Source organism: Desulfovibrio mangrovi (assembly GCF_026230175.1).
Taxonomy (GTDB): Bacteria; Desulfobacterota; Desulfovibrionia; order Desulfovibrionales; family Desulfovibrionaceae; genus Halodesulfovibrio; species Halodesulfovibrio mangrovi.
In genome coordinates this window covers 833760-858645 of sequence record NZ_CP104208.1, presented here as the reverse complement: position 1 = coordinate 858645, position 24886 = coordinate 833760, and the positions used below count along the sequence as shown (strand labels likewise).

Sequence of the window (24886 nt, the reverse complement as noted above, 5' to 3'; positions counted from 1 at the left end):
GATCATTGCAGGGCAGCTTTGATCTTAACGCGCGGCAAGAGTAAGGAAGGAGAGTCCATGGAAACCATTTTACGCGTGCAGTGCAACGGCTCCGAAGCACCGACCCTGACCACGCACCCTGTCGGCACCTACGCCGGTCTGGGCGGCAGAGCCATGACCACCAAGGTGATCTATACGGAAGTCCCCCCGGACTGCCATCCGCTTGGGCCCGAAAACAAACTGGTTTTCGCCCCCGGCCTCATGAGCGGCACGGCAGCCGCCACCTCAGGTCGCCTATCCGTAGGTTGCAAAAGTCCCCTCACCGGAACCATCAAGGAAGCCAACGCCGGCGGCACGGCGGCTCAGGCGCTTGCCAAACTGGGCTACGCCGCCATTATCTTTGAAGGCGAAGCAAAGGGCGATGCCCTCTACCGCCTCGTCATCGACGAAAACGGGGCCAAGGTGGAACCGGCAGATTCCTATCGCATGCTTCCCAACTACGCCCTGCGTGACAAAGTGCAGGAAGAATTCGGCGACAAGGTCACGATGATCAGCATTGGCACGGCCGGCGAAATGCGCATGGCCAACTCCACCATTGCGGTCACAGATCCCGAATTCCGTCCAACCCGCCATGCCGGTCGCGGCGGTGTTGGTGCTGTTATGGGTTCCAAGGGCTTCAAGTGCATTGTCGTGAATGCGGAAAAGGCCTCCATCCGCAAGCCCGCTCTGCCGGATGCCTTCAAAGCCGCCAACAAGAAATTCGTGGAAGGCTTGAAAGGCCATCCCGTTACAGGTACCGGCCTACCCGCATATGGCACCAACATTCTGACCAACATCCTGAACGAAGCCGGTGGCTATCCCACCCGCAACTTCTCCACAGGACGTTATGATAACGCGAGCAACATTTCCGGCGAGGCGCAGGCTGAACTGGAACGAGTGCGTGGTGGTAATCCTACCCATGGCTGCCACAAGGGGTGCGTAATCAAGTGTTCGGGCATCTATGTAGACAAGGAAGGAAACTTCCTTACCAAGCAGCCGGAATATGAAACCGTGTGGTCGCATGGCGGCAACTGTGGCATTGACGATCTGGACGCCATTGCGTTGATGGACCGCCTTGATGACGACTACGGGCTGGATACCATTGAGATGGGTGCCACGATCGGCGTTGCCATGGAGGCTGGCGTTATTCCCTTCGGCGACAAGGACGGAGCCATCGACCTTATCCATCAGGTCGGCAAGGGCACGCCTCTGGGCCGCATTCTCGGTGCGGGCACGGCGGTCACGGCCAAGTGCTACGGACTGGAACGCGCTCCCGTTGTTAAGAATCAGGCTCTGCCTGCGTATGACCCGCGCGCGGTCAAGGGCATTGGTGTTACCTATGCCACCACCACGCAGGGTGCCGACCACACCGCAGGCTACGCCGTTGCCACCAACATTCTGAGCGTGGGTGGCCACGTGAACCCCCTTTCTTCCGAAGGGCAGGCCGAGCTTTCCCGCAACCTGCAGGTGGCCACCGCCGCACTGGACGCGACCGGCTATTGCCTGTTCATCGCATTTGCCATCCTTGACCAGTCCGAGACCTTCGATGCCATGGTGGAGAGCATTAACGCCATGTACAACCTGAAGATGAACGGCGGCGATGTGGTGGCCCTCGGTCAGGAAATCCTGCGCATGGAGCGCGAATTCAACAAGGCCGCCGGATTTGGACCCGCACATGACCGTCTGCCGCGCTATTTCAAGCGCGAACCGCTTGCCCCTCACGGGGTTGTGTTTGACGTGCCGGATGCCGAACTGGATTCCGTGTACAACTTCTAGCAGTGCTGTCAGGCCTGCGCCTGAACGCACTCACGGTATATACGGCCGGAATGCCGAAAGGATTCCGGCCGCCTCTCCGGAAAGGAGCGTTACGCTTCGGGCATACGGCGCGCCACGTCCTCCGTGCGTTGTTTCTCGCTCCTTTCCGGATTCTGCACACAACATTCCGTAAAGGGAGCTAGCATGCTTTATGACGATGCCTTCCTGCACGACAGGGAACCCATGCAGATCGGCTGGCGTTACGGCACCACGGACAACGCATCCATTACCCCTGCAGAGCGGCAGTTCATGCTCCTGCCTCCCGAACTGTTGTTCGCCTCAGACTGTTTTCAGGCCATCTACGCCCGCAAACGCCAGCACGTCAGCCGCTATCCCCTCATCAGCGCCCTGCCGCAGTTCACAAGCCTGTTCACGGGCGAGCGTCTGGATCAGTTCGATCTGGACGTTCTGCTGGCCTGCCTTCGCCGCACGCAGCGGGAAGCACCCGTGAAGGGCATGGTCAGAATCCCCCTTCGGGAACTGGCACAAAAGGTCTCGCGCTCTGCAAGCAAGGCAGTGCAATCCCGGGTGCGGGCGAGCCTGCGCAGGCTGGAGGCAGGCACACTGCACATCAGCAATGCCCGTTACGAATTCATGTTTTCCTTCCTGCAGCAGGTCATGATCAACAGGGAAGACGACCTCTGTCTTGTGGCTGTGCACCCCATGTTGCTGGAAAGCCTGAACGTCATTCCGCGTCTGGACATGAAGATACGAGATCGCGGAGCTCTAGCCGCAGACGGCCTGCTGCGCTGGCTGCACGCCCTGTCGCACTGCTGCAGCGAGATGTGCATTCCGCAGGCCATGCTGCCCGAACTGAGCGGCAACCGCGCTCTGCCCCGCTACAGAGTGGAGACCGCCATGGCCACTTTGGCGGATACGGGTTGTCGCCACTATCTGGGCCTGACGGATACGCAGGAACTCTTTCTCTGCCTGCGTTGACCGGCAAACACTCACCAAAATTGAAAACGCCCGCCCGCAAAACGGACAGGCATTCACATATATTCAGCATGAGTTTACCGCACGGTTACTGCACGGTACCCTCATCATAATGGTAAAGAATTTTGTCCTCCTGCGAGGCGCTGTCATAATCGGTCCACTGTATATCCGTCTGGCTCATGAGCCACTGGACCACCTCTCCCTGACTCGTCGGCCTGCCAGGATAATCCACAAGCTTCGTGATCTCTTCACCGAAAAAGGTCAATTTGACGGCGATCTTCATGGCTCCCTCCCAAATGCATGTCCCACCAGCCTGCGTCACGGCTACAATCCGGCCGGTCCATGCGGTCATTGTGCTCACGATGAAACGGGACTCTCCAATAGTAAGCATAAGCACTGAAGGGATGGGAGCAATGATTGTGTTGGGGAGAGCCTTTCTGCCAGAGTTCTGATTAGCAAGCGTAAATTGCCGACACATCCTCTTGAGCAATGTGGGCTGTAAGACCACAGACAAGTTGATTCGCCTGACCTTTGACAACGGTCTGCTTTGAAAACGAGCTATTGAATCGTTGTAAGCCGATACTGGCCGGGAGTTTGCCCAGTCCAATTGGAAAAGGCGCGGGTAAATGAGTTGGTATCCTGAAAGCCGAGCAGAAAGGATATCTCCCCTTGCGGAATTGTCGAGTTTGAAAGGTAGTATTCAGCCAAATCCTTGCGAGTCGCTTTAAGGATACCCTGAAAAGACTGCCTTTCGTCTGTCAGCTTACGCTGCAATGTCCGCTTTGACATGGCGAGATACCCGGCGGCGTCATCCACGGACGACTCGCCACGCGGCAACATCTCCAACAACAAAGACCGAACCCGCGCGCTGGTGGAGGCGCCCTCTTCCAGCTCAGAAAGCCGCTTGTTCAAGGCTGGCTCAAAGAACTCCCACATGCCATGGTTTTCAGACAAGAACGGCATTGAGGCGTCTTCTGCACTGAAAGTCGTCCGATAGACATCGCCAACGGTCACGGGGACACCGAAGAATTCTTCATACGCCTTTCGGTCAGCAGGAGTATGAGCAAATACAACCTCAGTGGGCGTTATCCGGTGACGAGTTCCCATCCGAGCCAGCTGCGTAAAGAAAACAGCGTCCATGGCCCCGAGAGATGCAGGAATTCTCTTGCAGTAACCTGCGCAATCCACTGTCACGCTGGTGGCAACCTCGTCGATCTCCAAAGTGAGATTCATGGGACCGCACAGCGGCTTGTATTGCTGCATCCGCTTCATAGCCGTATTCAAGTCCGGGCTGCAAAAACTGGCAAACAATGCCGGGTTGAACATCTCGGGAGAAATGGCCTGCCCAATAAGCAGAGCAAGTTCTTTCTCTCCCGCGAACTGCTCCAACCCCCGCCAGAAGGAGAAATAATCATCCACCTCCAGCGTAGCCCCTTGTCGGGAAAAAAGGTCCACAGGCAGACCGGCAAGCCGCAGCAGAGCTGTTTCGCCGATACCCAGGTCAGCCAGCAACATCTTCCAGCTGCTGTCGACAGTAAACCGAGTCGCTTGTTTCATGCCAACACTTGTATCCTTTAGGACTGCCCTCAGACAAGCCCGCACAACGAGAAGGCTCAGGAATAAGCCCGGCAGTAGGTATAGAACCATACATGAGGGCGGCGCGCTGACAGGCACACGCGCCACCCCCACGTGGTATGGCGCAAGGCCATGGGGGTGAAGAACATTGATGACCACCCCCGGCATGCCCCCTGACGCTCGGCCGCGAAACAGGCATACCCCATGCAGTGCTCCTATCTAACCAAGGACATTGCGACACGGTCGAAAAGTCGATCACAAAGCAGCCTGCGCAAAAAAAACAACGTAAACGCCCCCCTACCTGCATAGTAACGCGTCTTGGGTCGACCGGAGCGAACAGCCTTGAGGATCAATTCGGTGATGACCTTCGGCTTGGAAAGCATCTTGCTCCCAAATGATTCAAACATCTTCAAATAGCCTTTCACCATATGGCTATAGGGCCCGTCGCCAGAACGCTTAGTCATATTCTCACTCATGACATCCGCAAACTCTGTGGCAATACCGCCCGGCTCAATAATGACCACATCAATGCCGAATTGTGACACTTCGAGACGCAGGCAATCAGACCATCCCTCCAATGCATGCTTGGTTGCATGATACCAGCTACCGAGAGGTGTATAAATCTTACCACCGACAGAAGAAATGTTGATGATCTTGCCCGAACGCTGCTTGCGCATATACGGCAACACGAGTTGCGTGAGACGAGCTAGACCAAAAAAATTCACTTCAAACTGATAGCGGGCATCTTCCATGGATGTTTCCTCCATGGAACCATACAAACCAAAACCAGCATTGTTCACCAGCACATCAACGCCACCATGCTTTACCTCAATGGAAGTTATAGCAGCACGGACATCCGTATCCTTGGTGATATCCATTTTGAGGACATGTGCGCCCATTTCACGGAGTTTGTCCATGCGCTCCATACGTCTTGCTGCCGCATAAACGATCATCCCTTCTTTAAGCAGGCTCTCGACAAAATCCATGCCCATGCCAGACGAAGCACCAGTCACCAATGCGACTTTATTGGTATTATCCACCATGTATCTATCCTCCGAGCTAATCTGTATTGTTACGGCTTCCTGCCGTCGTTGATTGGAAGATAGAAAACAAATCGCGACATGAGTATCGCAGACCGCGCCAAGATTCATGCAATACACGCCACTTTTCCGGCAGAAGGCGCAACAACGAAAGAACCAAAGGATCACGCAACATCCTTTCGATTCCACAACACGGGCGAAAATAGCACCTGCCCCCCCTAGCCTCGGCAACCTCTCTCGCCCCACACTCCGACGTAATACCCCAAACAAGAATTGTAATTGCCCGCACAGCCAACCTCCCGCATACTGATCTGATCGGAGAAGGACCGATGACGACCGCAATGCAAGGAGGGGCGCATGGCGTTTCACCGCAACGACGATGCCGGGCGCGAAGCGAACACGGCGGTTCGGGAAGCTGAGCAGGTGCAGGCCCGGAAGACGGGGCAAGAGACTCCGGCTTCGACAAACGGCACGCCCGAACATGTCGAGGACCTCCTGTTGCGTCTTGTCCGGGAGCTTGTCGCTGAACTGCACCCTAAGGCGGCAGACCGCCCCGTTCACCTTGACCACTCGATTGATCGGGATCTTGGGCTTGACAGCCTCGCGCGCATGGAACTGCTCACACGCGTCGAAAACGCCTTCGGCGTAACACTGCCCGAACGGACATTCACCGATGCCGAGTCCCCCCGCGATCTGTTGCGGGCGATATCCCGGCTCCGCACAGCCGCAACTCCGGCCCACGCTGCAGACCAACCTGCCGGCGATTCACTCGTTCCTGCCAAGAAGCCAGAGGAAACGGAACGCCCCGATGCCGTTCCACACAACGCCCGTACGCTGGTCGACGTGATCGAATGGCACGTAACACACCATCCCGACCGGCTGCACATCCGTTTTTACAAGGACAAGGAAGAAGGCGACACCCTCTCCTTCCACCAGTTGAAGGAAGGCGCGGATGCAGTGGCGCGTGGGCTGCAACATCTGGACATCAAGCCCGCTGAGCCGGTGGCGATCATGCTCCCCACCGGGCCGGACTACTTCTTCACCTTTCTCGGCATACTGCTTGCCGGCGGCATTCCCGTACCGCTGTACCCTCCTGTCCGTCAGGCCCGACTGGAAGACCACCTGCGGCGACACAGGAGCATTCTGCAGAACTGCGCCGCCTCAACGCTCGTTTCCATGCCGGAGGCCAAGCCCTTCGCGCGCCTGCTCAAGTCGCAGGTGGAATCGCTGCATCGCATCGTAACCGTGGAGGAGCTTTCCTCCGATTCCGGGGCCTTCTGGACGCCGCAGGTCAATCCGCAGGACACCGCCTTTCTGCAATACACTTCCGGCAGCACCGGCAACCCCAAAGGGGTAGTGCTCAGCCACGCCAACCTGCTCGCCAACATTCGCGCCATGGGGCAGAACGTGCAGGCAACCCCCAACGATGTCTTTGTCAGCTGGCTGCCGCTCTACCACGACATGGGGCTCATCGGCGCGTGGCTCGGCAGCCTGTATTTCGGCTCACAGTTGGTCATCATGTCGCCCATCGGCTTTCTCACGCGGCCGCTACGCTGGTTCCAGGCTGTACATCGTTACCGGGGAAGCATCACTGCCTCGCCCAATTTCGGCTTTGAACTCTGCCTGCGCAAAGTGACAGAAGAAGACCTCAGGGAGCTCGACCTCTCTTCCCTGCGCGCCGTGTGTAATGGAGCCGAACCTGTAAGCGCGGAAACCGTCCGCCGATTAATCGAACGCTTCTCCGTCTGCGGCTTGAAACAGGAAGCCGTGATGCCGGTATATGGACTGGCGGAATGCTCTGTGGGGCTCACATTCCCGCCGACGGACCGGGGGCCGCTCATCGACCGGGTCCAACGCGAAACCTTTCAGCGCGACGGACTCGCCCTTCCGGCAGATGCTGACGATGACAATGCATTGCAGTTTGTTTCTTCCGGCAGCCCTCTGACCGGTCACGAAGTCCGCATTGTGGATGACGCCGGACGCGAACTCCCCGAACGCAGAGTAGGCCAGCTTCACTTCCGCGGTCCTTCCGCCACCAGCGGGTATTTCCGCAACCCTGAACAGACAGGCAAACTGTTCCGCGACGGCTGGCTGGATTCAGGCGACCTTGCCTACATGGTCTGCGGCGACGTGTTCATCACCGGCCGCATCAAGGACATCATCATTCGTGCCGGACGCAACATAACGCCAGAGGAGCTTGAAGAAGCGATAGGAAAGGTGCAGGGAATCCGCAAGAGCTGCGTGGCCGTCTTCGGCAGCCATACGCGAGGGCCGGATTCAAGCCCGGCTCCCGGGACACCCCCCGAAGCGGACGCCACGTCCGACATGGGGACGGAACGCCTCGTCGTGCTGGCAGAGACACGGGAATCCTCTCCCGAAACACGGGAACAGATCATCGCAGAAATCAACAGCCTCGCCGTAGACCTCGCGGGTACGCCTGCTGATGAGGTGCTGCTTGTGCCCCCCGGCACTGTGCTCAAGACATCCAGTGGCAAGGTACGCAGGGCGGCGAGCAAGGAACGGTACGAACAAGGCAGGCTCGGCAGACCCGCAGGGGCGCTGTGGCTTATCCTTGCCAGGCAGATCCTCTCGTCCATGCCCCAACAGCTACGCCGTGCCCGCCGCGCCCTTTCGGACAGCCTATTCGCCTTCCGGGCGTGGAGCCTCTATGTCATCCTTGCCACGCTGGGCATTCTTTCCATCATTGCCCTGCCCGCGCTCTCGTGGCGCTGGACTGCCCTGCACACCCTTGCACGGCTGCTCGGTCTGAGCACAGGCACACGCCTCATGGTACGCGGGCTTGAAAACCTGCCCACGGATCGTCCCTGCGTCATAGTCGCCAACCACGCCAGCTATCTCGACGGCTACGTGCTTGCCGCAACTCTGCCGCATCCCGTGAGCTTCGTTGCAAAAGCCGAGCTTGCCGCCAATGCCGCACTCCGGTTTCTCATGCAGCGCGTTCATACCGAATTCGTCGAACGTTTTGATATGCAGAAGGGAATTGAGGACGCCCGCCGCATTTCAAGACAGGCCAAGGCTGGCCGCATCCTGATGTATTTCGCTGAAGGCACGTTCACCCGCGCTCCGGGGCTGCGTCCCTTCCACATGGGGGCCTTCATCGCCGCCGCTGAAAGCGGCGCACCTGTGGTTCCCATAGCCATCAGGGGCACCCGTTCCATGCTCCGTGCGGATTCGTGGTTTCCCCGCCGAGGGTCGATCACCGTCACCATCGGCAAGCCCATCGAAGTTCAACCAACAGGGCCAGAAGCAGATGGCGCTTCATGGAATACAGCGGTAGAACTGCGAAACATCGCACGCGAGTTCATACTGAGGCATTGCGGAGATCCGGATCTGGGAAGTGCCGGACGAAGCTAAGGGCGAGGGTAAGCCGAAAGGCAATTGAAGCGTAGCGAAATGCTGCGACGCGGGCCAGAATCAAAGGGTCATGAGGCATCCTTCCGGGGCCACTGTACGGGCACAAGAAGCACCAGCCCACCCACGAAGAACACGACAATCGACACGATGGCAAGCCGCGAGGTGCCGGTAACCTGATTGATCACCGCGAACACCACCGGACCGAAGACGACCGACAGTTTTTCGAACACGGAGTAGAACCCGTAATACTCCGCCGCATTTTCCCTGGGGATGAGCACCGCATACATGGAACGGCTGAGCGACTGAACCGCACCCAGCACCAATCCGGCGACCATGCCGAGGATAAAGTACTGCACGGCTGTCTGGATGAAGTAGCCATAGATGGCCAAACCGGACCAGACCACGAGGCTGATCATGAGCGCGCGCTTCGCGCCGATCCGTTCCCCGAGGCGGCTGAAAAACAACGCGCCGGGAACCGCCACGAACTGTATGGCAAGCAACGTGACCATAAGCATGGAGGTGGGCAGCCCCAACTCCTCCTTGCCGTACATGGTAGCCATGGCGATAACGGTTTGCACGCCGTCGTTGTAGATAAGAAACGCGCAAAGGAAAAAGAAGATGTTGCGCTGCCTTGGCGCATTCTTCAGCGTGGTCCCTACCTGTCTTACTCCCGTCCGAAGGAAGAAGAGAATGCCCTCTTTTGCAGTCGCACCACTCTGTGACGGCAGACGGGGCTCCCGAACCAACGCAAACGTCACGAGACTGAACCCGCCCCACCACAACGCCGCAGACACGAGCGACAGCCGCGCAGCCGCGGCCTCAGTCAGCCCGAACCAGTCGTGCTGCGAAATGACGCACAAGGACAAGGCAAGCTGCAATCCGCCGCCGACATAGCCGTAGGCGTATCCCTTTCCGGACACCCAGTCCTCTTTGCCAGGCGGACTGATGCCGGGCAAAAAAGCGTCGTAAAAGACGTTACCTGCGGCGAAACAGGCATGGGCGACCACGAACAGCGCGCTGAGCAGCCACACCTCGTGCGCGGGCAGAAGCCCTAGCAGCAGCGTAGCCGCGCTGCCAGCATAGCAGAACAGGGCGAGAAACCGTTTTTTGGAGGCTGTGAAGTCCGCCACTGCACCAAGGACAGGTGCACAGAGAAACACCAGCACGGAGGACAGGCTGAGCATGTAGCCCCACATGGACGTGGCGCTCAGGTGCGTGCCGAACACGGGCAATCCTTCCGCGGGAATGACGGCGGCAGCGTAGTATGCGGGAAACACGGCAGTGCCCACGGTCAGGATGTAGGCCGAGTTGGCCCAGTCGTACATGGCCCAGCCGAAGATCTGCCGGTCACCCTTGGACGAGTGTTCTTTCATAATCCTGTCTTATGTAATCACACATCGCTTTCGCTTCTTTGCCATAAAGACGCAAGGCATCCCAATCGGGCTGCTCGGGCAGTTTCTGCATTACCACCCCGTCAGGCCCGAACCAGTGGGGCAACAAACCGCCGAAGAAGTACCCCCGTTCTCTCAGCATGGTTATGGCATCCGGCGCTGCGGGATCTCCAAGGTTCAGGTAGCACTGCACCAAGCCACATTCGCCTACCTTGTGCTCTGCATCAGCAACAACAGACTGAAAATCCTCACCGGCGCGGCTTATGGTCAGACGCAACAAGCCCGCATCCGGCAAGAGGAATTCACTGCTCTCTGTTCCGCCAGAAAGGGGTTCTGCACCTGCGTGATCCCTTACCAGCCCCATACCGGTATACAGCGATTTCAGGAAGTCCTCATACTGGGACGGAAGATACACGGTACAGCGCTGTCGTTTGTAGACGCTGAACATAAGCAGCAACGAAACGTTACGGAACACGCCGCCTTCCTTGGCATAGGCTGCGGCCGGCATGCACTCCAGTTCAAGACCGGTAACGAGCATCCCTTCCTGATGAGCCAACCGTTGCGACACGGGATGATTGCAAACCGCCTCGCCGAAAACGACCGGAAGTCCAAGGTTGCGGGCCTGAATGCCTAATGTATTCCGGGCAATTTCCGCTGCGACATGGCTGCTGCGATACGTTTTAAGCACCATGAGCTGACCGGCTTCATACACGTCCGGATTCGGGGCGTGACGGAACAACCCTGCCAACCCCACAACATCTCCACTCATGGTGCGGGCAACTATGGTGTACTGATCGTCAGAAGCGTTTCGGCGAGTAATCTCGGCGGGATCGTAGACATGTTCAATAGGGAAGGAGTCCCCGTAAATTTCCAGATATGCGAGCGCAATGCCTTGCGCATCCTCTTCACGGAACAAGCCGACCTCAACCTCCTGACCCGGCTCAATCTCGGACCGGACTGCACGCAGGTTGGCGATAAGACGTTCTCGGCTCATTGATCCCCCTTTTGAAGCAAACCATGAGAACACAGTTCGTTGAAAAACGCATCGCCAAGCACCTCATGCCCCTCTGCGTTGAAGTGCACAAGATCGAGATACAACCGATATCGTAGCGGATGCCTCCAAACATGCGGAGCGGTCCGTAACACAGGCAACCCCTTGGGAGCAGCCACCTGCGCAACGGCCTGATCCATCAGGTCATACTGCTCGCTGCTCCACCCTTCAACAAAATGCCGCCAATTGCTCTGAATGGCTGCCAGCTTGGCCTCATCCTCTGCCTGCACCTCACGGTCGTAACTGAATATAGCATCGAACAAGGCCACAGTTGCCCCGCGCCCTTCGGCATACGCGACCATCCGCTCCAACTGTTCGATGACAAATCCGACCAACCGGTCCCGCTGAAATCCCGGCTTGGCAGTGAACACTCTGGCCCTCTCATCATCTGCGCTTATCCGCCGCCGCACAAGCGTTGCAAGGCAACTGCAATCCAGCAGCTTATGGTACCACGGCCTGCTCCTTTGCAGCTTATGGATAAAGGCGATGGGCCAAGGGGTTCCGGCCTGCCACTCCGCACCCTGCATATAGGCAAGGGACAGTTCATTCATGTTGGGCCGCACAAGCACCAAGTCGCCACGCTCCAAGGGAAGCGACATGAAAGATTCCGCCGTCTGCAATGCATTATACCCGATGACGGATGCGTTCATGACCTGATAATCGTATCCCCCGTCATCCAGAGCGCGTTGCAGTCTTCTGAACCAGATGCGGTTTTCATCCGAAAGCTTGGCGCCAAACAACTCGGATTCACCGACAACCCAGATTTTTCTCCTGCCAGTTTCAGGTTCAGGCCCTCGCTGTCCAAGGGTGTTTATGTGCACCTGCCTGCTGGCGTAATCGGGCTTCAACGTCCAATGCAGCGGCGGCCCGCACTCCCGAATAAACTCATTGTAAGGATATTCGCCAACGCGCTTGATCTGGAACGGAACACCGTGTTCCTCCCAATAACGCCTCCGCGTCTTTACTTCCACCAGCACAAGAATCAAGACCACCAACAGAAGGTATGGCATGTAACTCTCCATATCAGGCCGCTTCCTCGCAAGCAGTCAACGGCATGCACGATCTGTTTGTAAGCTCAAGCAGATGACGCAGCAGGAAGATACTTATCAGGCCTGTCACCATCAGGGCTGTGGGGTGACTGACGTAGACGCCCGTACCGCCCCACAAACCGCCGAACAAAAAGGCCAGCGGTACGCGTAAAAAGAGCACCCTGCCCGCATTGATGCACAGCGTATAGCCGGAACGCTTAAGCCCCTGCGCGAGACTCACTGCAACCAGTTCGAACGGCCCGAACCAATACCCGAGAATAGCCGTACGCAGGGCAAACACGGCAGCCTGCAACACCGCCGGTTCGGGTTTGAAAAGACCCACCACGAACTCCGCATTCATCCAGAGGACAGCGGCAGCAGGCAGAATAAGCGTATAACAGGCAGCAACGGACAATCTGGTAGCCTCGCGAATGCGCGCTGCATTGCCCCTGCCCATATTGAATCCGGCAAAGGGAATGAGTGCACAGGTCAGCCCGTAGAGAGGCAGGAACAACATCTGCTCAAGACGCGCCGAGAGTGCCCATGCTCCAACATAGGCAGGGCCAAACCCCGCCAGCACGTAATTGAACAGTGACAGCGATACGGGGATAACCAGCATGGACACGGCCACCGGCACCCCCTGCTTCAGAATGTCTCCCCAATGCCGCATGGAATCCTTGCTGCAGAACATATGCGGCAGATCGCCCCCCCGTCGCAGCAGGGCACCATACATGAGCCCCCCGGACAAGGCCCAACCGATGAGTGAAGCCAGAGATGCGCCAGCCACGTCCAACCCGCAGGTAAAAATCAGCAAGGGGTCGAGAATGATATTCAAAACATTCCCTGCAATCATGGCCTTCATGGGGGTTTTGGAATCGCCGCAGCTCAGGAGAATCCCCTCGCAGAGCATGGTCGCCCCCATCACGGGAAACGTCCACGCCACCCAGAACACATAGCGGTCTGCCTCTGCCACCACGTCTCCCTCTGCACCGAACAGGGCAAAAATCGGCTGATTAACAACAGGAAAGGCCAACAGACAGAAGGGACACAGCACAAGCAGCGCCAAGGGTAACGCGGCGGTTGCGACACCTGCCGCTTTTGATGGATCGCCTGCGCCACGGGCATGGCTCATGAGCGCCGTAGCTCCCACGGCAAGCCCCTTGCAGAGCGCAATGGAAAGATACAGTATCGGAACGGCCAACGCCATGGCCGCCAGAGGAACCGTGCCTAACCGAGCTACGAAGGCGGTGTCGACCAATGCATACAAATTCTGGAAAAACATGGACGCCATGGCCGGTCCGCCAAGCCTGAGAAGCACAGAGAGCACTTTGCCCTCTCCCATGTCCACGCCGTTTCTGGTCATATGCTTTCCGCCATGTTGTAGTGCAACCTCAGTCCCGCGTCACATCGCCCACAACCATTTGCAGCCCGAGAAAGTCCACCGCCGTGAATCGGGGAGCGAACACCGGCTTGCGCACTTCCGGCCCATCGTCCTGCAGCAAGTACGCGAGCACTTCGCAGGCCAGCAGAGTGTTGCTCGCCAGACCGCCGATGGCTGTGGTCGGAAGAATTCCTGCCGCAAAACCTTCACCAATACGCTCCATGACCGCACTATCGAAGAAGCTGCTCAAGTAGGAAGGCAGCACCCCGCCATCTCCGGATTTTTGCGTTACAAGCTTCCAGAACTCATCCGGCATCATGCCTTCCGGTTCGTGCGCCACCAGCAACGCACCGAAGCCGATCGCCCCGCAGGTAAACATGGGGATGTTGAACTTCTTCAGCAACGCCGGAGTTGCAGCCTTGACCTCCGCCCCCTTTTCCACATCAATGACGCCCACGTACGCGTCTGCGCCATCAAGAAAACTTTCTAAATTGTCCTGAACAATCCCTTGGGGAAACAGTTCCAACCGGATGTCCGGATTTATTGATCTAGCCAACTCAACATAGACATCAAGCTTGGAACGCCCCATCGTGGTTCCAAAGGCCGCAGCCTGCCTATTCATATCCGGCGGGTCGAACATTCCGTTTTCAGCAAGCCGGAAACGCGAAACGCCACAACGGACCAAGGCCAGAAATGCACCGCCGCCCACGCCGCCCAAACCGGCGAAGGCAACCGTTTTTCTCCCGAGAGCCGCAAGCCCTTCTTCGGTAAATATGGGCCGTGCCCGATGCAGAAAGTCATGCAACATGGTTTGTTCTCCTGATAAGCGGCACAGACCGGAGCGATGGATCAACGACGCCCAAAGGCATCATCGGCCATGGCCCAGCACTTCACGGAAAGCCTGGCAGAAATCTTCCATCACCGGCCGCCCGACAAGACTGACGCGAATCCAGTTCGGGAAGCGGAAACCGGTCATGGTCCGCACCATAACCCCTTTCTTCATCAGCTTCCGGTACATGAGCGTATCCGACATGGGCACCTTGACCATCGCATAGTTGCCCTCATTGCAAAGGTATTCCAACCCCAACTCGTCAAACATCGGGCAAAGCAATTCCTTCGCCTCGCGCACTGTCTGCCTCGTGGCCTGAATGAATGAACCGTCATTGGAAAGCGCAGCCGCAGCGGCCCTCTGGGCAAGCGTGTTAACGGAATAGACAACGTGAGTACGCCGCACCACGTCCACAATTTCAGGCGAACCGCACAAATAGCCGATCCGCAGCGCCGCCAACGCATACATCTTGGAGAAGGTACGGAATACGATGAGGTTGGGATAGGTCTCCAGCAACTCCATACCGTCGGGATAATCATCCCGCTCCACGTATTCGAAATAGGCTTCGTCCATGACCACCACGGCACGCCCGTTCACCGCGTCCAGAAAACGGATCATGGTTTCCCTGCTCCAGTAGGTGCCCGTGGGATTGTTGGGATTGCAGACGAACAGAATCTTGGTGCGTTCATCCATGGCGGCAAGCATGCCTTCGGGGTCGAACCCGTTATCCTTCAACGGGATGAGTTGCGCGCGGATGCCGGAAAATTCCGCCACCCACTCATACACGGCAAAGGTCTTGTCCGCCGTGACAATGTTGTCCCCTTCTTCGCAGAAGGCCTTGATGACGCTGCTTATAACTTCGCAGGAACCGTTGCCCACAAGGAACTGGTCATCGCTCTTGCCGAACTTCTCGGCAAGCTTGAGCCGCAGGTAGAAACTGTCGCCATTGGGATACACCGGAACGTTATCCGGCGGAAATCCGGAAACGATTTCATGCACTTCCGGCGGTGGCCCCATCGCGTTTTCGTTGTTGTTCAGCCTGTGCAGGTGGTCCACGCCGTACATCCGCATGAGCTCGGGATCAGGCCTGCTCGGGTAGTACGCCTCGAAGGACTGGACGTATGCCGGGACAAGTTGCCGGAAATCAGGACGCGACATGCTGGAACACCACCACGTCTGATTTTCCTGCATAGGGGAGCAACAGTCTGGGGACGAAACCGTTGTCCATCAGCGCACCGCCCACTGCAGCCTCACGGCCGTAAGCCAGATCCAGCCGGAAAGATATGATGCGATAGTCCTCACGCCGCAACACCTCAACATGCCGGGCCACGGCTTCCGCAACGTCGGCCCCTGTCACCATGGGGGTAAGCGTAGCCTCGTGCAGATCAGGGCGCAGCCTTGAAGAAAACACGGACCGTGCGGGAAGGGTTTCACCAACGCCGTCGGTCTGCCGTACATCGCGCATGAGAACAAGCCGTTCGCAGGCTTCCTCAATGAAAGGTACCATGCGTGGATGCGCCCAGACAGTCGTCCCCATATCTTCACGAAGATGCCGGTACCAGACATCGCGCTCCGCCATTTCCCCGTCTGGGCCAAGATAGTGAAGCCGCCCCAGCGACTCATAATTACGGATTGTCAGGTCATCCGTGGCCAAGTCACTGAACAGGCCCACCGCACCGGTGCGAGCCACGGAATGCAGAAGATGGTCCTCCAGCACTTCGGCAACGCTCCCTCCCTCGGCCAATAAGTATGGGCCGTAGAAAGCAACGCTTTTTTCTGAAGGACTGCGGCGGCACAGCAAGCCCACAGGCGCACTGGTCTCGTCCACAGCCACTACCGTGACCAGATCGCCACGCGCCGCCATGTCCACCACCTTGCCGGGGGTTGAGAAGGCAGGGTGCACCGAATGCAAAGGATACAGACCGCAGGCCCGAGCACAGGCCTCCTTTATGAGGGCCGGTTCCGGGTTTTCCACCACGGTTACTGTTCCTCTGGCCGGAACGCGTCTTCCCTGCCCCGCCTCAATAACGGGATAATTGCGGTTCTGATGCAGCGCCAGATGAACGACCCTGCCTTCAAGACGTACGGTAAAATCATCCACCATACGCGAAGCCAGCAGGAGCCCCAGCCGGGCCATATCCCTGTCGCCTCCCACGTCTTCTCCGGCAACCAGATTCATGGCCCAAAGCTCCGAAGGGTCCGACACAAACGCCATGTCAGCCCGCACGCACCAGCCCCCGGGTTCCAACGTAAGGTTGATTTCGGTTCCGGGAGCCGTTTCCACCAGATGAGACAACAACTCCTCAGCTGCCATGGTCAGCCTGAGAGTCTTGTCGTATTCCAAACCGAATGCGCCGGCCCCCTGTTCGACGACAGCCTGTAGAAGGGGAATCAGACCGGCATGGGCATGCAGCCGCAACGAAACGGGTCTATCGGGTCCATGCATGACATAACCTGCTTTTTTCCATAATGCTTACGTGAGCTTGGGCGGCAACTCAAGAATTGATTGTAATTCTCCTGCTTATTACAGCACCGGCAACCCGCATGTTTAAGACAAGAAAGAGAGCATTCATGCGATAGATAACATGAACAACGTACCGTATCGACGGATCGCTTGAAAAATTGTATGGATATCTACAGGCCCCCCGTCGCCGGAAAACACTTTCGGCTTCCACACCGCCCAAGTACCAAGGAGCAGCCGTGTCCCGCATGAGCTTCACAGCGCGCCTGACGCTATACATCCTCATTACAACGGGGACGGTTTTTCTATGTACGTTCGGCTACAATTACATCCGCACAGAGCGCTCCATTCTTGAGCTCACCCGGGAGAATGCTTTCAACCTCGCCACCGGCACCGTAGGCAGAATCGAACGCGTGCTGCAGCGGGTCGAACAGGTTCCGCGCTTTCTTGCCGTCAGGCTGGTTGATCAGGACATGACTTCGGAAGAGGTCGAAACCTTACTCAGGGAGTTTGTCGCCTCAACCCCCGACATCTATGGTTCGACAATAGCCTTCGCCCCGAATGCCGTACCGGCTGCAGGCAAGTACTATGCTCCATACTGCTACCGTAGCACAGACGGACTCCGCATGGTGCAACTCGCCAACGACAACTACCAGTACTGGTATCAGGATTGGTTCAGGCTCCCACGTCAGGCAGGCAAGGCCATCTGGAGCGAGCCCTATTTTGACGAGGGCGGAGGCAACGTCATGATGACGACCTTTTCCGTCCCCGTTTACCGCGAGCGCAACGGCAGGAAGGAGTTCTATGCCGTCATCACCGCGGACATCGCCATTGACTGGCTGCAAAAGCTCGTCAGCGATATTCATATTTATGAAAGCGGGCACGCCTTCATCCTCACCCAGAACGGCTTCTTCGTGGTCCATCCGGACAAGCGGCTCATCATGAAAGCGGACCAGTCCATTTACGAACTGGCTGTCGAGACCGACATCCCTCAGCTCACCACGCTGGGATACAGGATGACGGAAGGCAAGACAGGCGTCATGCCCCTCGTAGTTCCCAACCTCCAGAAGCCTGTTGAGGTCATCTATACCCCGCTCAAAACTGTCGGGTGGAGCCTCGGACTTGTCATTCCGCAGGATGAACTGTTCAGCAGCCTCCAGAGCCAGAGCGTTACCGTTGCCGCTCTGGCGCTTGCAGGCATTTTAGGCATCTCCGTTCTGGTGTGGGTAGTAGCGCATAACGCTACGCGCCCGTTGCGCATACTTTCCGGCAACGCTGTTGAAATCGCACAAGGCCATTTGGACATAGCACTGCCGCCTGCCGCACGCATGGATGAAATAGGCAGACTCACGACCTCCTTCGACGAAATGCGCACGGCACTCAAGGATTACATAGCCGACCTCACCAATACCACGGCAGCCAAGGAGCGGATCGAAAGCGAACTCAAGATCGCCCGCAACATCCAGATGAGCTTCCTGCCCAAACGGTTTCCTCCCTTCCCGGACAGAGAGGAATTTGACATTTTCGCCACCCTGACGCCCGCGCGCGAGGTCGGCGGCGACCTGTACGACTTTTTCCTCCTCGACGACCGGTTCCTGTTTGTGTCCGTTGGCGACGTCTCCGACAAGGGAGTACCTGCCGCCCTGTTCATGGCCGTCACCAAGACCCTCATGAAGGGCATTGCGGAACACGAGCGTGACCCCGCTGCGATCCTGCAACGCGTCAACGAGGAACTGGCCTCAGACAACGACAACTGCATGTTCGTCACGCTGTTCTGCGGCCTGCTGAACCTGCAAACAGGTGAGTTCACTTACTCCAACGCGGGGCACGACGCTCCGCTCCTTCTGCGGGCAGGCGCTCCCGTCACCGCCCTGGACATGCCGCCCGGTCTGGTGCTTGGCGCCATGTCCGGTGCCCCATACCAGTGCCGCCAAATGACACTGGCCCCGGACGACAGGCTCCTGCTCTATACCGACGGCGTGACGGAGGCCATGTCGCCAGACGGCGAGCTGTACTCGGCGGATCGTCTGCGCGTGGCAGCGTCCGAATACAAGGGCATGTCCGCTCAGGCTCTTACTGAACACATTTCCGTGGCCCTGCATGCTCATGCACAGGAATGTCCTCAGTCCGACGACATCACACTTCTGGCCCTGCATTGGCACGGACGAACAAAAACATCCGGCAAATCATAAAGAGAGGAACCATGAACATATCCACAATCATCGAAAACGGGCTTGCAGTCATCAATCTGCAAGGCAGGATGGACGCAGTAAACGCAGGAGAATACCAGGCAGCCATCGACGCCCTGCTGCGTGAGGGAACCGTGAAAATTGCCGTTGATTTTTCCGGTCTTGAATACATCTCCAGCGCAGGACTACGCAGCATCCTCATGGGCGGAAAGATGGTTGCAGGCAAGTCGGGTGCTCTGGCCCTGTTCGGGCTTGGCGGCATGGTCAAGGACGTGTTCGACGTATCCGGCTTCAGCACCATGTTTACCGTTCTGGAAACGCGACAGGACGCACTGGCGCACCTTGGAGACTGAACCATGCTATCCATAGAGCTGCCGGCAGTAATCGAGAGTCTGCGGGTATTTCAGGAAGCCGCATCGCACGAAGCCGAAGCTGCAGGCTTTTCCCCAAAAGGAATACTCAACCTGCAACTCGTTCTGGAAGAGATTCTCACGAACATCTTCCATCATGCTTACGGAGAAGGCGGCGGGCCTGTCTTCGTTGAACTCAAGGCCACGTCAGGAGAAATCCGCATCCGCATTGAAGACCGGGGTAAGCCGTTCAATCTTCTCGAAGCGGAAGAACCGGATACAACGTCGCCCATGGAAGACAGAATGGTCGGAGGTCTGGGCATCATGCTCATCCGCCGCCTTGCGAGGCACCTTTCATACAAACGCGAGGCAGGAAAAAACATTGTCGAAATCCTCATGGAGGAGCGCGCCTGAATTCCTTGCCCAAACCGTCATTACTGAAAAACCGAAACATGAACTGACGATTACGTTGGCATCGGCAGATGCCTCCCCTTGAGGTGCTGGCTTACCCATTGAGAGCCCTCCGCAACGCCCACTCTCCACTGAACCTGCAAATGGTTGATCCAGCCCCGCCGGAAGCACTTCTCAAAAGACTCGCAAAAACAAGGTGTTCAAAGCAAAGGCACACCGTCTTACCGCCTTGTCGCAGTATGGTGTACTAACCGGCCCCTTCTCTACATTTTCACCACCCCTTCCAGTGACAAGCGTCGTCGAAATAACCGTACATGACCCAAAAACGCCTTCACTCAGCCTGATCCGTTTTCACTTTTCTACATATGCTACTTGCGTTGCAACACAACCCAACACCCCTCCACACGCACCACACCTGCAACACAAAGGAAAATAAACCAAACTATTTTACTACTATACACAAACAAACTCCACACCTTCGCCACAACACGAATATGTTCACATTCGAAAACATAATCATCTTTTGCGAAAATATTGAAAAAGTTTTTCATAAGACGTGACCATAACCGCTTCGATTATGTTACAAGTACCGTAGATTAACGTGAAAGCTCGCTCATGTTGGGGTATGATTTATAGATTGAGCGAGCTCGCGCACAGTCCGGCTGTCTTGCCGGACGCAATCAAACCCAATTTGAGGAGTCAGCTTATGTTGAAGAGGTGTTTACTGTTCCTGGTGTTGGCGTTCGCTCTGACCGCCATTCCTGCTTTTGCTGATGACTGCCCGAACCGTGGCCAGCTCGATTCCATGTACTGCGATGCCAACGGCGACCTTGTTGCCGACCTCGCCCCTGCAAACATGTGCAAGGATCCCAGCACGCTGGTGTTCACCTACACCCCCGTTGAAGATCCCGCCGTTTACAAGGATGCCTTTGCCGACTTCCAGGCATACCTTGAAAAGGCTACCGGCAAGCGCGTTATTTACTACACCGTGCAGTCCAACGCTGCCGAAGTGGAAGCCATGCGTTCCGGCCGTCTGCACATTGCAGGCTTCTCCACCGGCCCCACCGGCTTCGCCGTTAACCTCGCCGGTTACGTTCCGATCGCCGTCAAGGGCTATGCCGACGACATGCAGGGCTACAACCTGATCGTTGTCACCAAGAAGGACAGCCCCATCAAGACCATGGAAGACCTGAAGGGTAAGAAAGTGGCCCACACCTCCGCTTCTTCCAACTCCGGCAACCTTGCGCCCCGCGCACTCTTCCCCAAGCTGGGCATCGTTCCCGATCAGGACTACACCGTTGTGTATTCCGGCAAGCATGACCAGTCCGTCATGGGCGTAGCTCATGGCGACTACGATGCCGCCCCCGTTGCCTCCGACGTATACGACCGTATGGTTGCCGCCGGCCGCATCAATGGCGACGACCTGCGCATCATCTACCGCAGCCCCAAGTTCCCCACTTCTTCCTTCGGTTACTCCAACCAGCTTTGTGCACCTCTGGCCGAAAAGATCGAAGAAGCTTTCCGTTCCTACCGTTTCCCCGCCACCATGCAGGAAACCTTCAAGGGTGCCGACCGCTTCTACCCCATCACCTTCCAGAAGGACTGGCAGGTTATTCGTGACATCGCTGAAGCCACCGGCACCAGCTACAATGCTGAAGGCCTGAAGCAGATGGCTGAAAAAGAAGCCGCCAAAGCAAAGAAGTAATAATCGGGTATTGGAGAAATAGTGTCTCACGCAATAAACAAGAACCATAACGGGAACGGGGCCAGCCCCCGTTCCCTTTTTGTGGAAAATCTGGAAAAGGCTTACACCAAGGGCAACCTCATTCTTAAGGGATTGACCTTTGAAGTGCATGGGGAAACGACTGTAGGGATCATTGGTCCCTCCGGTACGGGCAAAAGCACCCTGCTCCGCTGCATCAACCGTCTCATCGAACCCACCAGCGGACGCATCACCGTTGCCGGCAAGGACATCACGTCTCTTAACGGCACCAGTCTGCGCCTTGCACGTCGTCATATCGGCATGGTGTTTCAGGAGTTCAACCTTGTTGAACGCCTGTCCGTGATCGAAAACGTGCTTTGCGGCAGGCTGGGCTACATTCCCTCATGGCGCGCATGGCTGCGCAAGTTCCCTCAGGCAGACATCAACCGCGCCTTCGAACTCATCGACCAGGTCGGTCTGGGAGACTTTGCCACCCAACGCGCAGACAGCCTTTCCGGTGGTCAGCGCCAGCGTGTGGGCATTGCCCGCGCAATGATGCAGAGCCCTGACATCATCATGGCGGATGAGCCCACCAGCTCGCTCGACCCCAAGACCTCTGTGGAAATCATGGAACTCCTGAAGCAGGTTTCCAGCACCCAGCACATCCCCGTTCTCATCAACATCCATGACGTAAACCTTGCCCAGCGCTTCTGTGACAGAATCATCGGCATGTCCAAGGGCCACATCGTCTTTGACGGCACCCCCGCGGAACTGACCACCGATCATCTCAAGGAGATTTACGGCGGGGAGGATTGGCTGGCATGACAACCCGAACCGAAACCAGAACGCCTTTCAAGCCCAACTGGCTGGCAAGGCTGGGGTGGCTCGGAGTGCTGGCATACTGTGTGTACGCCGGTAGCTCCCTTGATTTCACCTGGGCACGGTTTATCGAAGGTTTGGCGAACGGCGCAAAGTTTCTGGGCGAAATGGTTCCGCCCAACTTTGACCGCTGGCGGTTGCTGGTCAGCAACCTGATTGAAACCGTTGAGATTGCAGTCATTGCCTCTGCTTTCGGCATTGCGGCCTCGCTGCCCATAGGGCTTTGCGGAGCGCGCAACCTGATGCCTGAATGGATGACCTGGCCGGCCAGAACGCTCATTGCGATCTGCCGTTCGTTTCACCCGGTCATCTTCGCCATCCTGTTTGTTAAAGCTGTAGGCTTTGGTCCTCTGGCAGGTATTTTGACCCTGATATTCCTTTCCATCGGCTTCATCGGAAAACTCTTCTGCGAAGCCATTGAAGAAATATCCCTCAAGCCCGTGGAAGCCATGAAGGCTGCCGGTGCACCATTCATGAGCGTACTCGTTTTCGGCGTACTGCCTCAGGTGTTCAACCGCTTCATCGGCTTTGCCACCTACCAGTTCGACGCAAACCTGCGCAACTCGACCATGGTCGGAATCGTTGGTGCCGGCGGTATCGGCGGCACGCTCTTCGCTGCATTCCAGCGTTTCGATTACGACTTTTTGGCGGCCATTCTCATCGCCATCATAGCCCTGATCATGGTCAGCGAATACATCTCTCTGAAAATAAAGGCGATCTTCAATGACTGATAATGCAACCTGGGAACGATTCACACCGGCGCAAAAGCTTGCCCGGTTCGCCGTCTATCTCGGGGCCGTATCGCTCTTCGTTGTCTCGCTGAAGACCGTTGAGATTATTCCCGAGTTTCTTTACGACGCTCCCGAACAGCTGCAGGACCTCTTTGCGCGCATGTGGCCGGTGGATTATGCAGCCTATCATAGCGAAGGCATCCATCAGGCACTGGTGGAAACACTGAACATTGCGACACTGGGAACGGTCCTGTCCCTTTTCATGGCTGTGCCCGTTGGCCTCATGGCCGCAAAGAACATCACCAAGATCCCTGTCCTGAACTGGTTCGGGACATTCATCCTGGTGTCTTCCCGTACCGTCAACTCACTGGTATGGGCCATTCTCTTCGTTGCCATCTTCGGCCCCGGTGCTCTTGCGGGCACCATTGCCATCGGCTTCCGCTCCATCGGTTTCTGCGGCAAGCTGCTGGCTGAAGCGCTTGAAGAAGTGAACGAAGGCCCCATTGAGGCGCTCAAGGCCGCAGGCGCTCCCTGGCCCAGCATCCTGATCAAGGGGTACTGGCCTCAGGTTGCCCCGGCATTCTGGGGCATTGCCCTGTTCCGCTGGGACATCAACGTCCGCGAGTCATCGGTTATCGGCCTTGTAGGCGCAGGCGGCATCGGCGTAGCCCTTGATACGGCGCTCAACCTGTTCCGCTGGCAGCAGGTTTCGCTGATTCTGCTGTGCATTTTCACAGTAGTCATCATCGCGGAAGTGCTCGTCACCAAGATTCGCCAGAAGATAATCTAGACCGTCACAATAACTACACCATTAAACGGGCGTTTCCGAAATCGGTTACGCCCGTTTTCCATACCGGAGTCATTATGCGCCCACTGAAGGAAATGCCGGAATCAGCCCGCAAGGCAATCCGCTTTGTGCTCACCGACATAGACGACACGCTTACCTCGGAAGGACGCCTGCGCGCTGATGCCTATCAGGCCATGGAACGCCTGCAGGGGCACGGCCTCAAGGTCATTCCCATTACCGGACGTCCTGCGGGCTGGTGCGACCAGATCGCCCGCATGTGGCCCGTTGATGGAGTTGTCGGCGAAAACGGGGCCTTCTTCTATCTGTACGATACCCAAGGCCGCCGCATGATCCGCCGCTACTGCAAAACAGATGTGGAACGTGCGGAGGATCGTCAAAAGCTGGCAACGCTGCGCAAGACCATCCTGCAGGCAGTGCCCGGGGCAGCCATTTCCGCTGACCAGCCCTTCCGTGAGGCAGATCTGGCCGTGGATTTCTGCGAAGACGTGCCGCCGCTGCCCAAGGAAGACATTCTCGCCATCAAACGCATCTTCGAAGAAGCCGGTGCACATGCAAAGATCAGTTCCATTCATGTGAACGGCTGGTTCGGTGACTACGACAAGCTTTCCATGACCGAAATCCTGTTCCGTGAACAGTTCGGCCTTGAGCTGGCAGACATCCGCGAGCAGGTCGTTTTTTCAGGCGACTCGCCCAATGACGCCCCCATGTTCGGCTACTTCCCGCACTCCGTTGGAGTCGCCAACGTGCTGGATTTCCGGGATGAACTGGAGGCTGCCCCCACATGGATCACCACAGGGCGCGGCGGTTCCGGCTTTGCCGAACTGGCGGACTTTCTCATCGGCAGCTAATAATCCCAGCCGGAGCATACCTGCCGACTCAGCCAGGACAGACGAACAGAAAAGGGGCGCCGTATTCC

The 24886-nt window shown here is 57.1% G+C and carries 21 protein-coding genes; 11 read left to right on the top strand and 10 right to left on the bottom strand.

Features of this window, described 5'->3' with window-relative positions:
• Positions 1-57: 57 nt before the first annotated feature.
• Entirely contained in the window at positions 58-1794 is a 1737-nt protein-coding gene (locus tag N1030_RS03890) for an aldehyde ferredoxin oxidoreductase family protein (RefSeq protein WP_265827798.1), read from the top strand.
• 183 nt (positions 1795-1977) lie between these two features.
• Positions 1978-2772: a hypothetical protein gene (locus N1030_RS03885; protein WP_265827797.1), complete on the top strand. Its 795-nt coding sequence runs from the start codon at positions 1978-1980 to the stop codon at positions 2770-2772.
• A gap of 85 nt (positions 2773-2857) precedes the next feature.
• On the opposite strand, the gene N1030_RS03880 is transcribed toward N1030_RS03885, so the two are convergent.
• The 3 genes from N1030_RS03880 to N1030_RS03870 form a co-directional block, all read right to left on the bottom strand.
• Positions 2858-3052: a hypothetical protein gene (locus tag N1030_RS03880; RefSeq protein ID WP_265827796.1), complete on the bottom strand. Its 195-nt coding sequence runs from the start codon at positions 3050-3052 to the stop codon at positions 2858-2860.
• Positions 3053-3327: 275 nt separating this feature from the next.
• Positions 3328-4326 (bottom strand): AraC family transcriptional regulator, encoded by a 999-nt coding sequence (locus tag N1030_RS03875; RefSeq protein WP_265827795.1) that lies wholly within the window; start codon positions 4324-4326, stop codon positions 3328-3330.
• Positions 4327-4559: 233 nt separating this feature from the next.
• The gene (locus N1030_RS03870) at positions 4560-5387 is read right to left on the bottom strand and encodes an oxidoreductase (protein WP_265827794.1); all 828 of its coding nucleotides are present in this window, start codon (positions 5385-5387) and stop codon (positions 4560-4562) included.
• Positions 5388-5741: 354 nt separating this feature from the next.
• Here N1030_RS03870 and N1030_RS03865 point away from each other — a divergent pair, with 354 nt between their 5' ends.
• Entirely contained in the window at positions 5742-8759 is a 3018-nt protein-coding gene (locus tag N1030_RS03865; protein WP_265827793.1) for an AMP-binding protein, read from the top strand.
• Positions 8760-8827: 68 nt separating this feature from the next.
• On the opposite strand, the gene N1030_RS03860 is transcribed toward N1030_RS03865, so the two are convergent.
• The 7 genes from N1030_RS03860 to N1030_RS03830 are packed head-to-tail and all read right to left on the bottom strand — an operon-like array spanning position 8828 to position 16885.
• Complete coding sequence (locus tag N1030_RS03860) at positions 8828-10132, bottom strand: MFS transporter (RefSeq protein ID WP_265827791.1); 1305 nt, start codon at positions 10130-10132, stop codon at positions 8828-8830.
• Positions 10107-11144, bottom strand: coding sequence for a GNAT family protein (locus N1030_RS03855; protein ID WP_265827790.1), 1038 nt, complete (start codon positions 11142-11144; stop codon positions 10107-10109). Before N1030_RS03855 ends, N1030_RS03860 begins: the two co-directional genes overlap by 26 nt.
• Positions 11141-12211, bottom strand: coding sequence for an SGNH/GDSL hydrolase family protein (locus tag N1030_RS03850; RefSeq protein ID WP_265827789.1), 1071 nt, complete (start codon positions 12209-12211; stop codon positions 11141-11143). The genes N1030_RS03855 and N1030_RS03850 overlap by 4 nt, the downstream gene beginning before the upstream one ends.
• 13 nt (positions 12212-12224) lie before the next feature.
• Positions 12225-13592, bottom strand: coding sequence for an MATE family efflux transporter (locus N1030_RS03845; protein WP_265827788.1), 1368 nt, complete (start codon positions 13590-13592; stop codon positions 12225-12227).
• Positions 13593-13620: 28 nt separating this feature from the next.
• Positions 13621-14418 (bottom strand): ThiF family adenylyltransferase, encoded by a 798-nt coding sequence (locus N1030_RS03840; protein ID WP_265827787.1) that lies wholly within the window; start codon positions 14416-14418, stop codon positions 13621-13623.
• Between the two features lie 60 nt (positions 14419-14478).
• Entirely contained in the window at positions 14479-15597 is a 1119-nt protein-coding gene (hisC, locus tag N1030_RS03835; protein ID WP_265827786.1) for a histidinol-phosphate transaminase, read from the bottom strand.
• Positions 15584-16885, bottom strand: a complete 1302-nt coding sequence (locus N1030_RS03830; protein ID WP_265827785.1) for a hypothetical protein — start codon at positions 16883-16885, stop codon at positions 15584-15586. Before N1030_RS03830 ends, hisC begins: the two co-directional genes overlap by 14 nt.
• Positions 16886-17148: 263 nt before the next feature.
• Between N1030_RS03830 and N1030_RS03825 the strand changes: the two genes are divergently transcribed.
• From N1030_RS03825 to N1030_RS03790, 8 genes are all read left to right on the top strand, one after another.
• Positions 17149-19092, top strand: a complete 1944-nt coding sequence (locus tag N1030_RS03825; RefSeq protein WP_265827784.1) for a SpoIIE family protein phosphatase — start codon at positions 17149-17151, stop codon at positions 19090-19092.
• A gap of 11 nt (positions 19093-19103) precedes the next feature.
• Complete coding sequence (locus N1030_RS03820) at positions 19104-19442, top strand: STAS domain-containing protein (RefSeq protein WP_265827783.1); 339 nt, start codon at positions 19104-19106, stop codon at positions 19440-19442.
• Positions 19443-19445: 3 nt separating this feature from the next.
• Positions 19446-19853 (top strand): ATP-binding protein, encoded by a 408-nt coding sequence (locus N1030_RS03815; protein WP_265827782.1) that lies wholly within the window; start codon positions 19446-19448, stop codon positions 19851-19853.
• A 703-nt stretch (positions 19854-20556) separates the two neighbouring features.
• Complete coding sequence (phnD, locus tag N1030_RS03810) at positions 20557-21555, top strand: phosphate/phosphite/phosphonate ABC transporter substrate-binding protein (RefSeq protein ID WP_265827781.1); 999 nt, start codon at positions 20557-20559, stop codon at positions 21553-21555.
• A 21-nt stretch (positions 21556-21576) separates the two neighbouring features.
• The gene (gene phnC, locus N1030_RS03805; RefSeq protein WP_420842821.1) at positions 21577-22377 is read left to right on the top strand and encodes a phosphonate ABC transporter ATP-binding protein; all 801 of its coding nucleotides are present in this window, start codon (positions 21577-21579) and stop codon (positions 22375-22377) included.
• The gene (gene phnE / locus N1030_RS03800; RefSeq protein WP_265827780.1) at positions 22374-23162 is read left to right on the top strand and encodes a phosphonate ABC transporter, permease protein PhnE; all 789 of its coding nucleotides are present in this window, start codon (positions 22374-22376) and stop codon (positions 23160-23162) included. Before phnC ends, phnE (N1030_RS03800) begins: the two co-directional genes overlap by 4 nt.
• Positions 23155-23952 (top strand): phosphonate ABC transporter, permease protein PhnE, encoded by a 798-nt coding sequence (phnE, locus tag N1030_RS03795; protein WP_265827779.1) that lies wholly within the window; start codon positions 23155-23157, stop codon positions 23950-23952. The genes phnE (N1030_RS03800) and phnE (N1030_RS03795) overlap by 8 nt, the downstream gene beginning before the upstream one ends.
• A gap of 74 nt (positions 23953-24026) precedes the next feature.
• A complete protein-coding gene (locus N1030_RS03790; RefSeq protein ID WP_265827778.1) occupies positions 24027-24818 on the top strand; it encodes an HAD family hydrolase in 792 nt (263 codons plus the stop codon).
• Positions 24819-24886: the final 68 nt, after the last annotated feature.

What these genes read in the sequence shown, in the direction of transcription:
- N1030_RS03825 (WP_265827784.1), top strand. Translation starts at nt 17,149, where the DNA reads ATGAGCTTCACAGCGCGCCTGACGCTATACATCCTCATTACAACGGGG.
- N1030_RS03880 (WP_265827796.1), bottom strand. Translation starts at nt 3,052, where the DNA reads ATGAAGATCGCCGTCAAATTGACCTTTTTCGGTGAAGAGATCACGAAG.
- N1030_RS03865 (WP_265827793.1), top strand. Translation starts at nt 5,742, where the DNA reads ATGGCGTTTCACCGCAACGACGATGCCGGGCGCGAAGCGAACACGGCG.
- phnE (WP_265827780.1), top strand. Translation starts at nt 22,374, where the DNA reads ATGACAACCCGAACCGAAACCAGAACGCCTTTCAAGCCCAACTGGCTG.
- N1030_RS03815 (WP_265827782.1), top strand. Translation starts at nt 19,446, where the DNA reads ATGCTATCCATAGAGCTGCCGGCAGTAATCGAGAGTCTGCGGGTATTT.
- N1030_RS03840 (WP_265827787.1), bottom strand. Translation starts at nt 14,418, where the DNA reads ATGTTGCATGACTTTCTGCATCGGGCACGGCCCATATTTACCGAAGAA.
- N1030_RS03860 (WP_265827791.1), bottom strand. Translation starts at nt 10,132, where the DNA reads ATGAAAGAACACTCGTCCAAGGGTGACCGGCAGATCTTCGGCTGGGCC.
- phnE (WP_265827779.1), top strand. Translation starts at nt 23,155, where the DNA reads ATGACTGATAATGCAACCTGGGAACGATTCACACCGGCGCAAAAGCTT.
- N1030_RS03875 (WP_265827795.1), bottom strand. Translation starts at nt 4,326, where the DNA reads ATGAAACAAGCGACTCGGTTTACTGTCGACAGCAGCTGGAAGATGTTG.
- N1030_RS03845 (WP_265827788.1), bottom strand. Translation starts at nt 13,592, where the DNA reads ATGACCAGAAACGGCGTGGACATGGGAGAGGGCAAAGTGCTCTCTGTG.
- N1030_RS03885 (WP_265827797.1), top strand. Translation starts at nt 1,978, where the DNA reads ATGCTTTATGACGATGCCTTCCTGCACGACAGGGAACCCATGCAGATC.
- N1030_RS03870 (WP_265827794.1), bottom strand. Translation starts at nt 5,387, where the DNA reads ATGGTGGATAATACCAATAAAGTCGCATTGGTGACTGGTGCTTCGTCT.
- N1030_RS03830 (WP_265827785.1), bottom strand. Translation starts at nt 16,885, where the DNA reads ATGCATGGACCCGATAGACCCGTTTCGTTGCGGCTGCATGCCCATGCC.
- N1030_RS03790 (WP_265827778.1), top strand. Translation starts at nt 24,027, where the DNA reads ATGCGCCCACTGAAGGAAATGCCGGAATCAGCCCGCAAGGCAATCCGC.
- N1030_RS03820 (WP_265827783.1), top strand. Translation starts at nt 19,104, where the DNA reads ATGAACATATCCACAATCATCGAAAACGGGCTTGCAGTCATCAATCTG.
- N1030_RS03850 (WP_265827789.1), bottom strand. Translation starts at nt 12,211, where the DNA reads ATGCCATACCTTCTGTTGGTGGTCTTGATTCTTGTGCTGGTGGAAGTA.
- N1030_RS03890 (WP_265827798.1), top strand. Translation starts at nt 58, where the DNA reads ATGGAAACCATTTTACGCGTGCAGTGCAACGGCTCCGAAGCACCGACC.
- phnD (WP_265827781.1), top strand. Translation starts at nt 20,557, where the DNA reads ATGTTGAAGAGGTGTTTACTGTTCCTGGTGTTGGCGTTCGCTCTGACC.
- N1030_RS03855 (WP_265827790.1), bottom strand. Translation starts at nt 11,144, where the DNA reads ATGAGCCGAGAACGTCTTATCGCCAACCTGCGTGCAGTCCGGTCCGAG.
- hisC (WP_265827786.1), bottom strand. Translation starts at nt 15,597, where the DNA reads ATGTCGCGTCCTGATTTCCGGCAACTTGTCCCGGCATACGTCCAGTCC.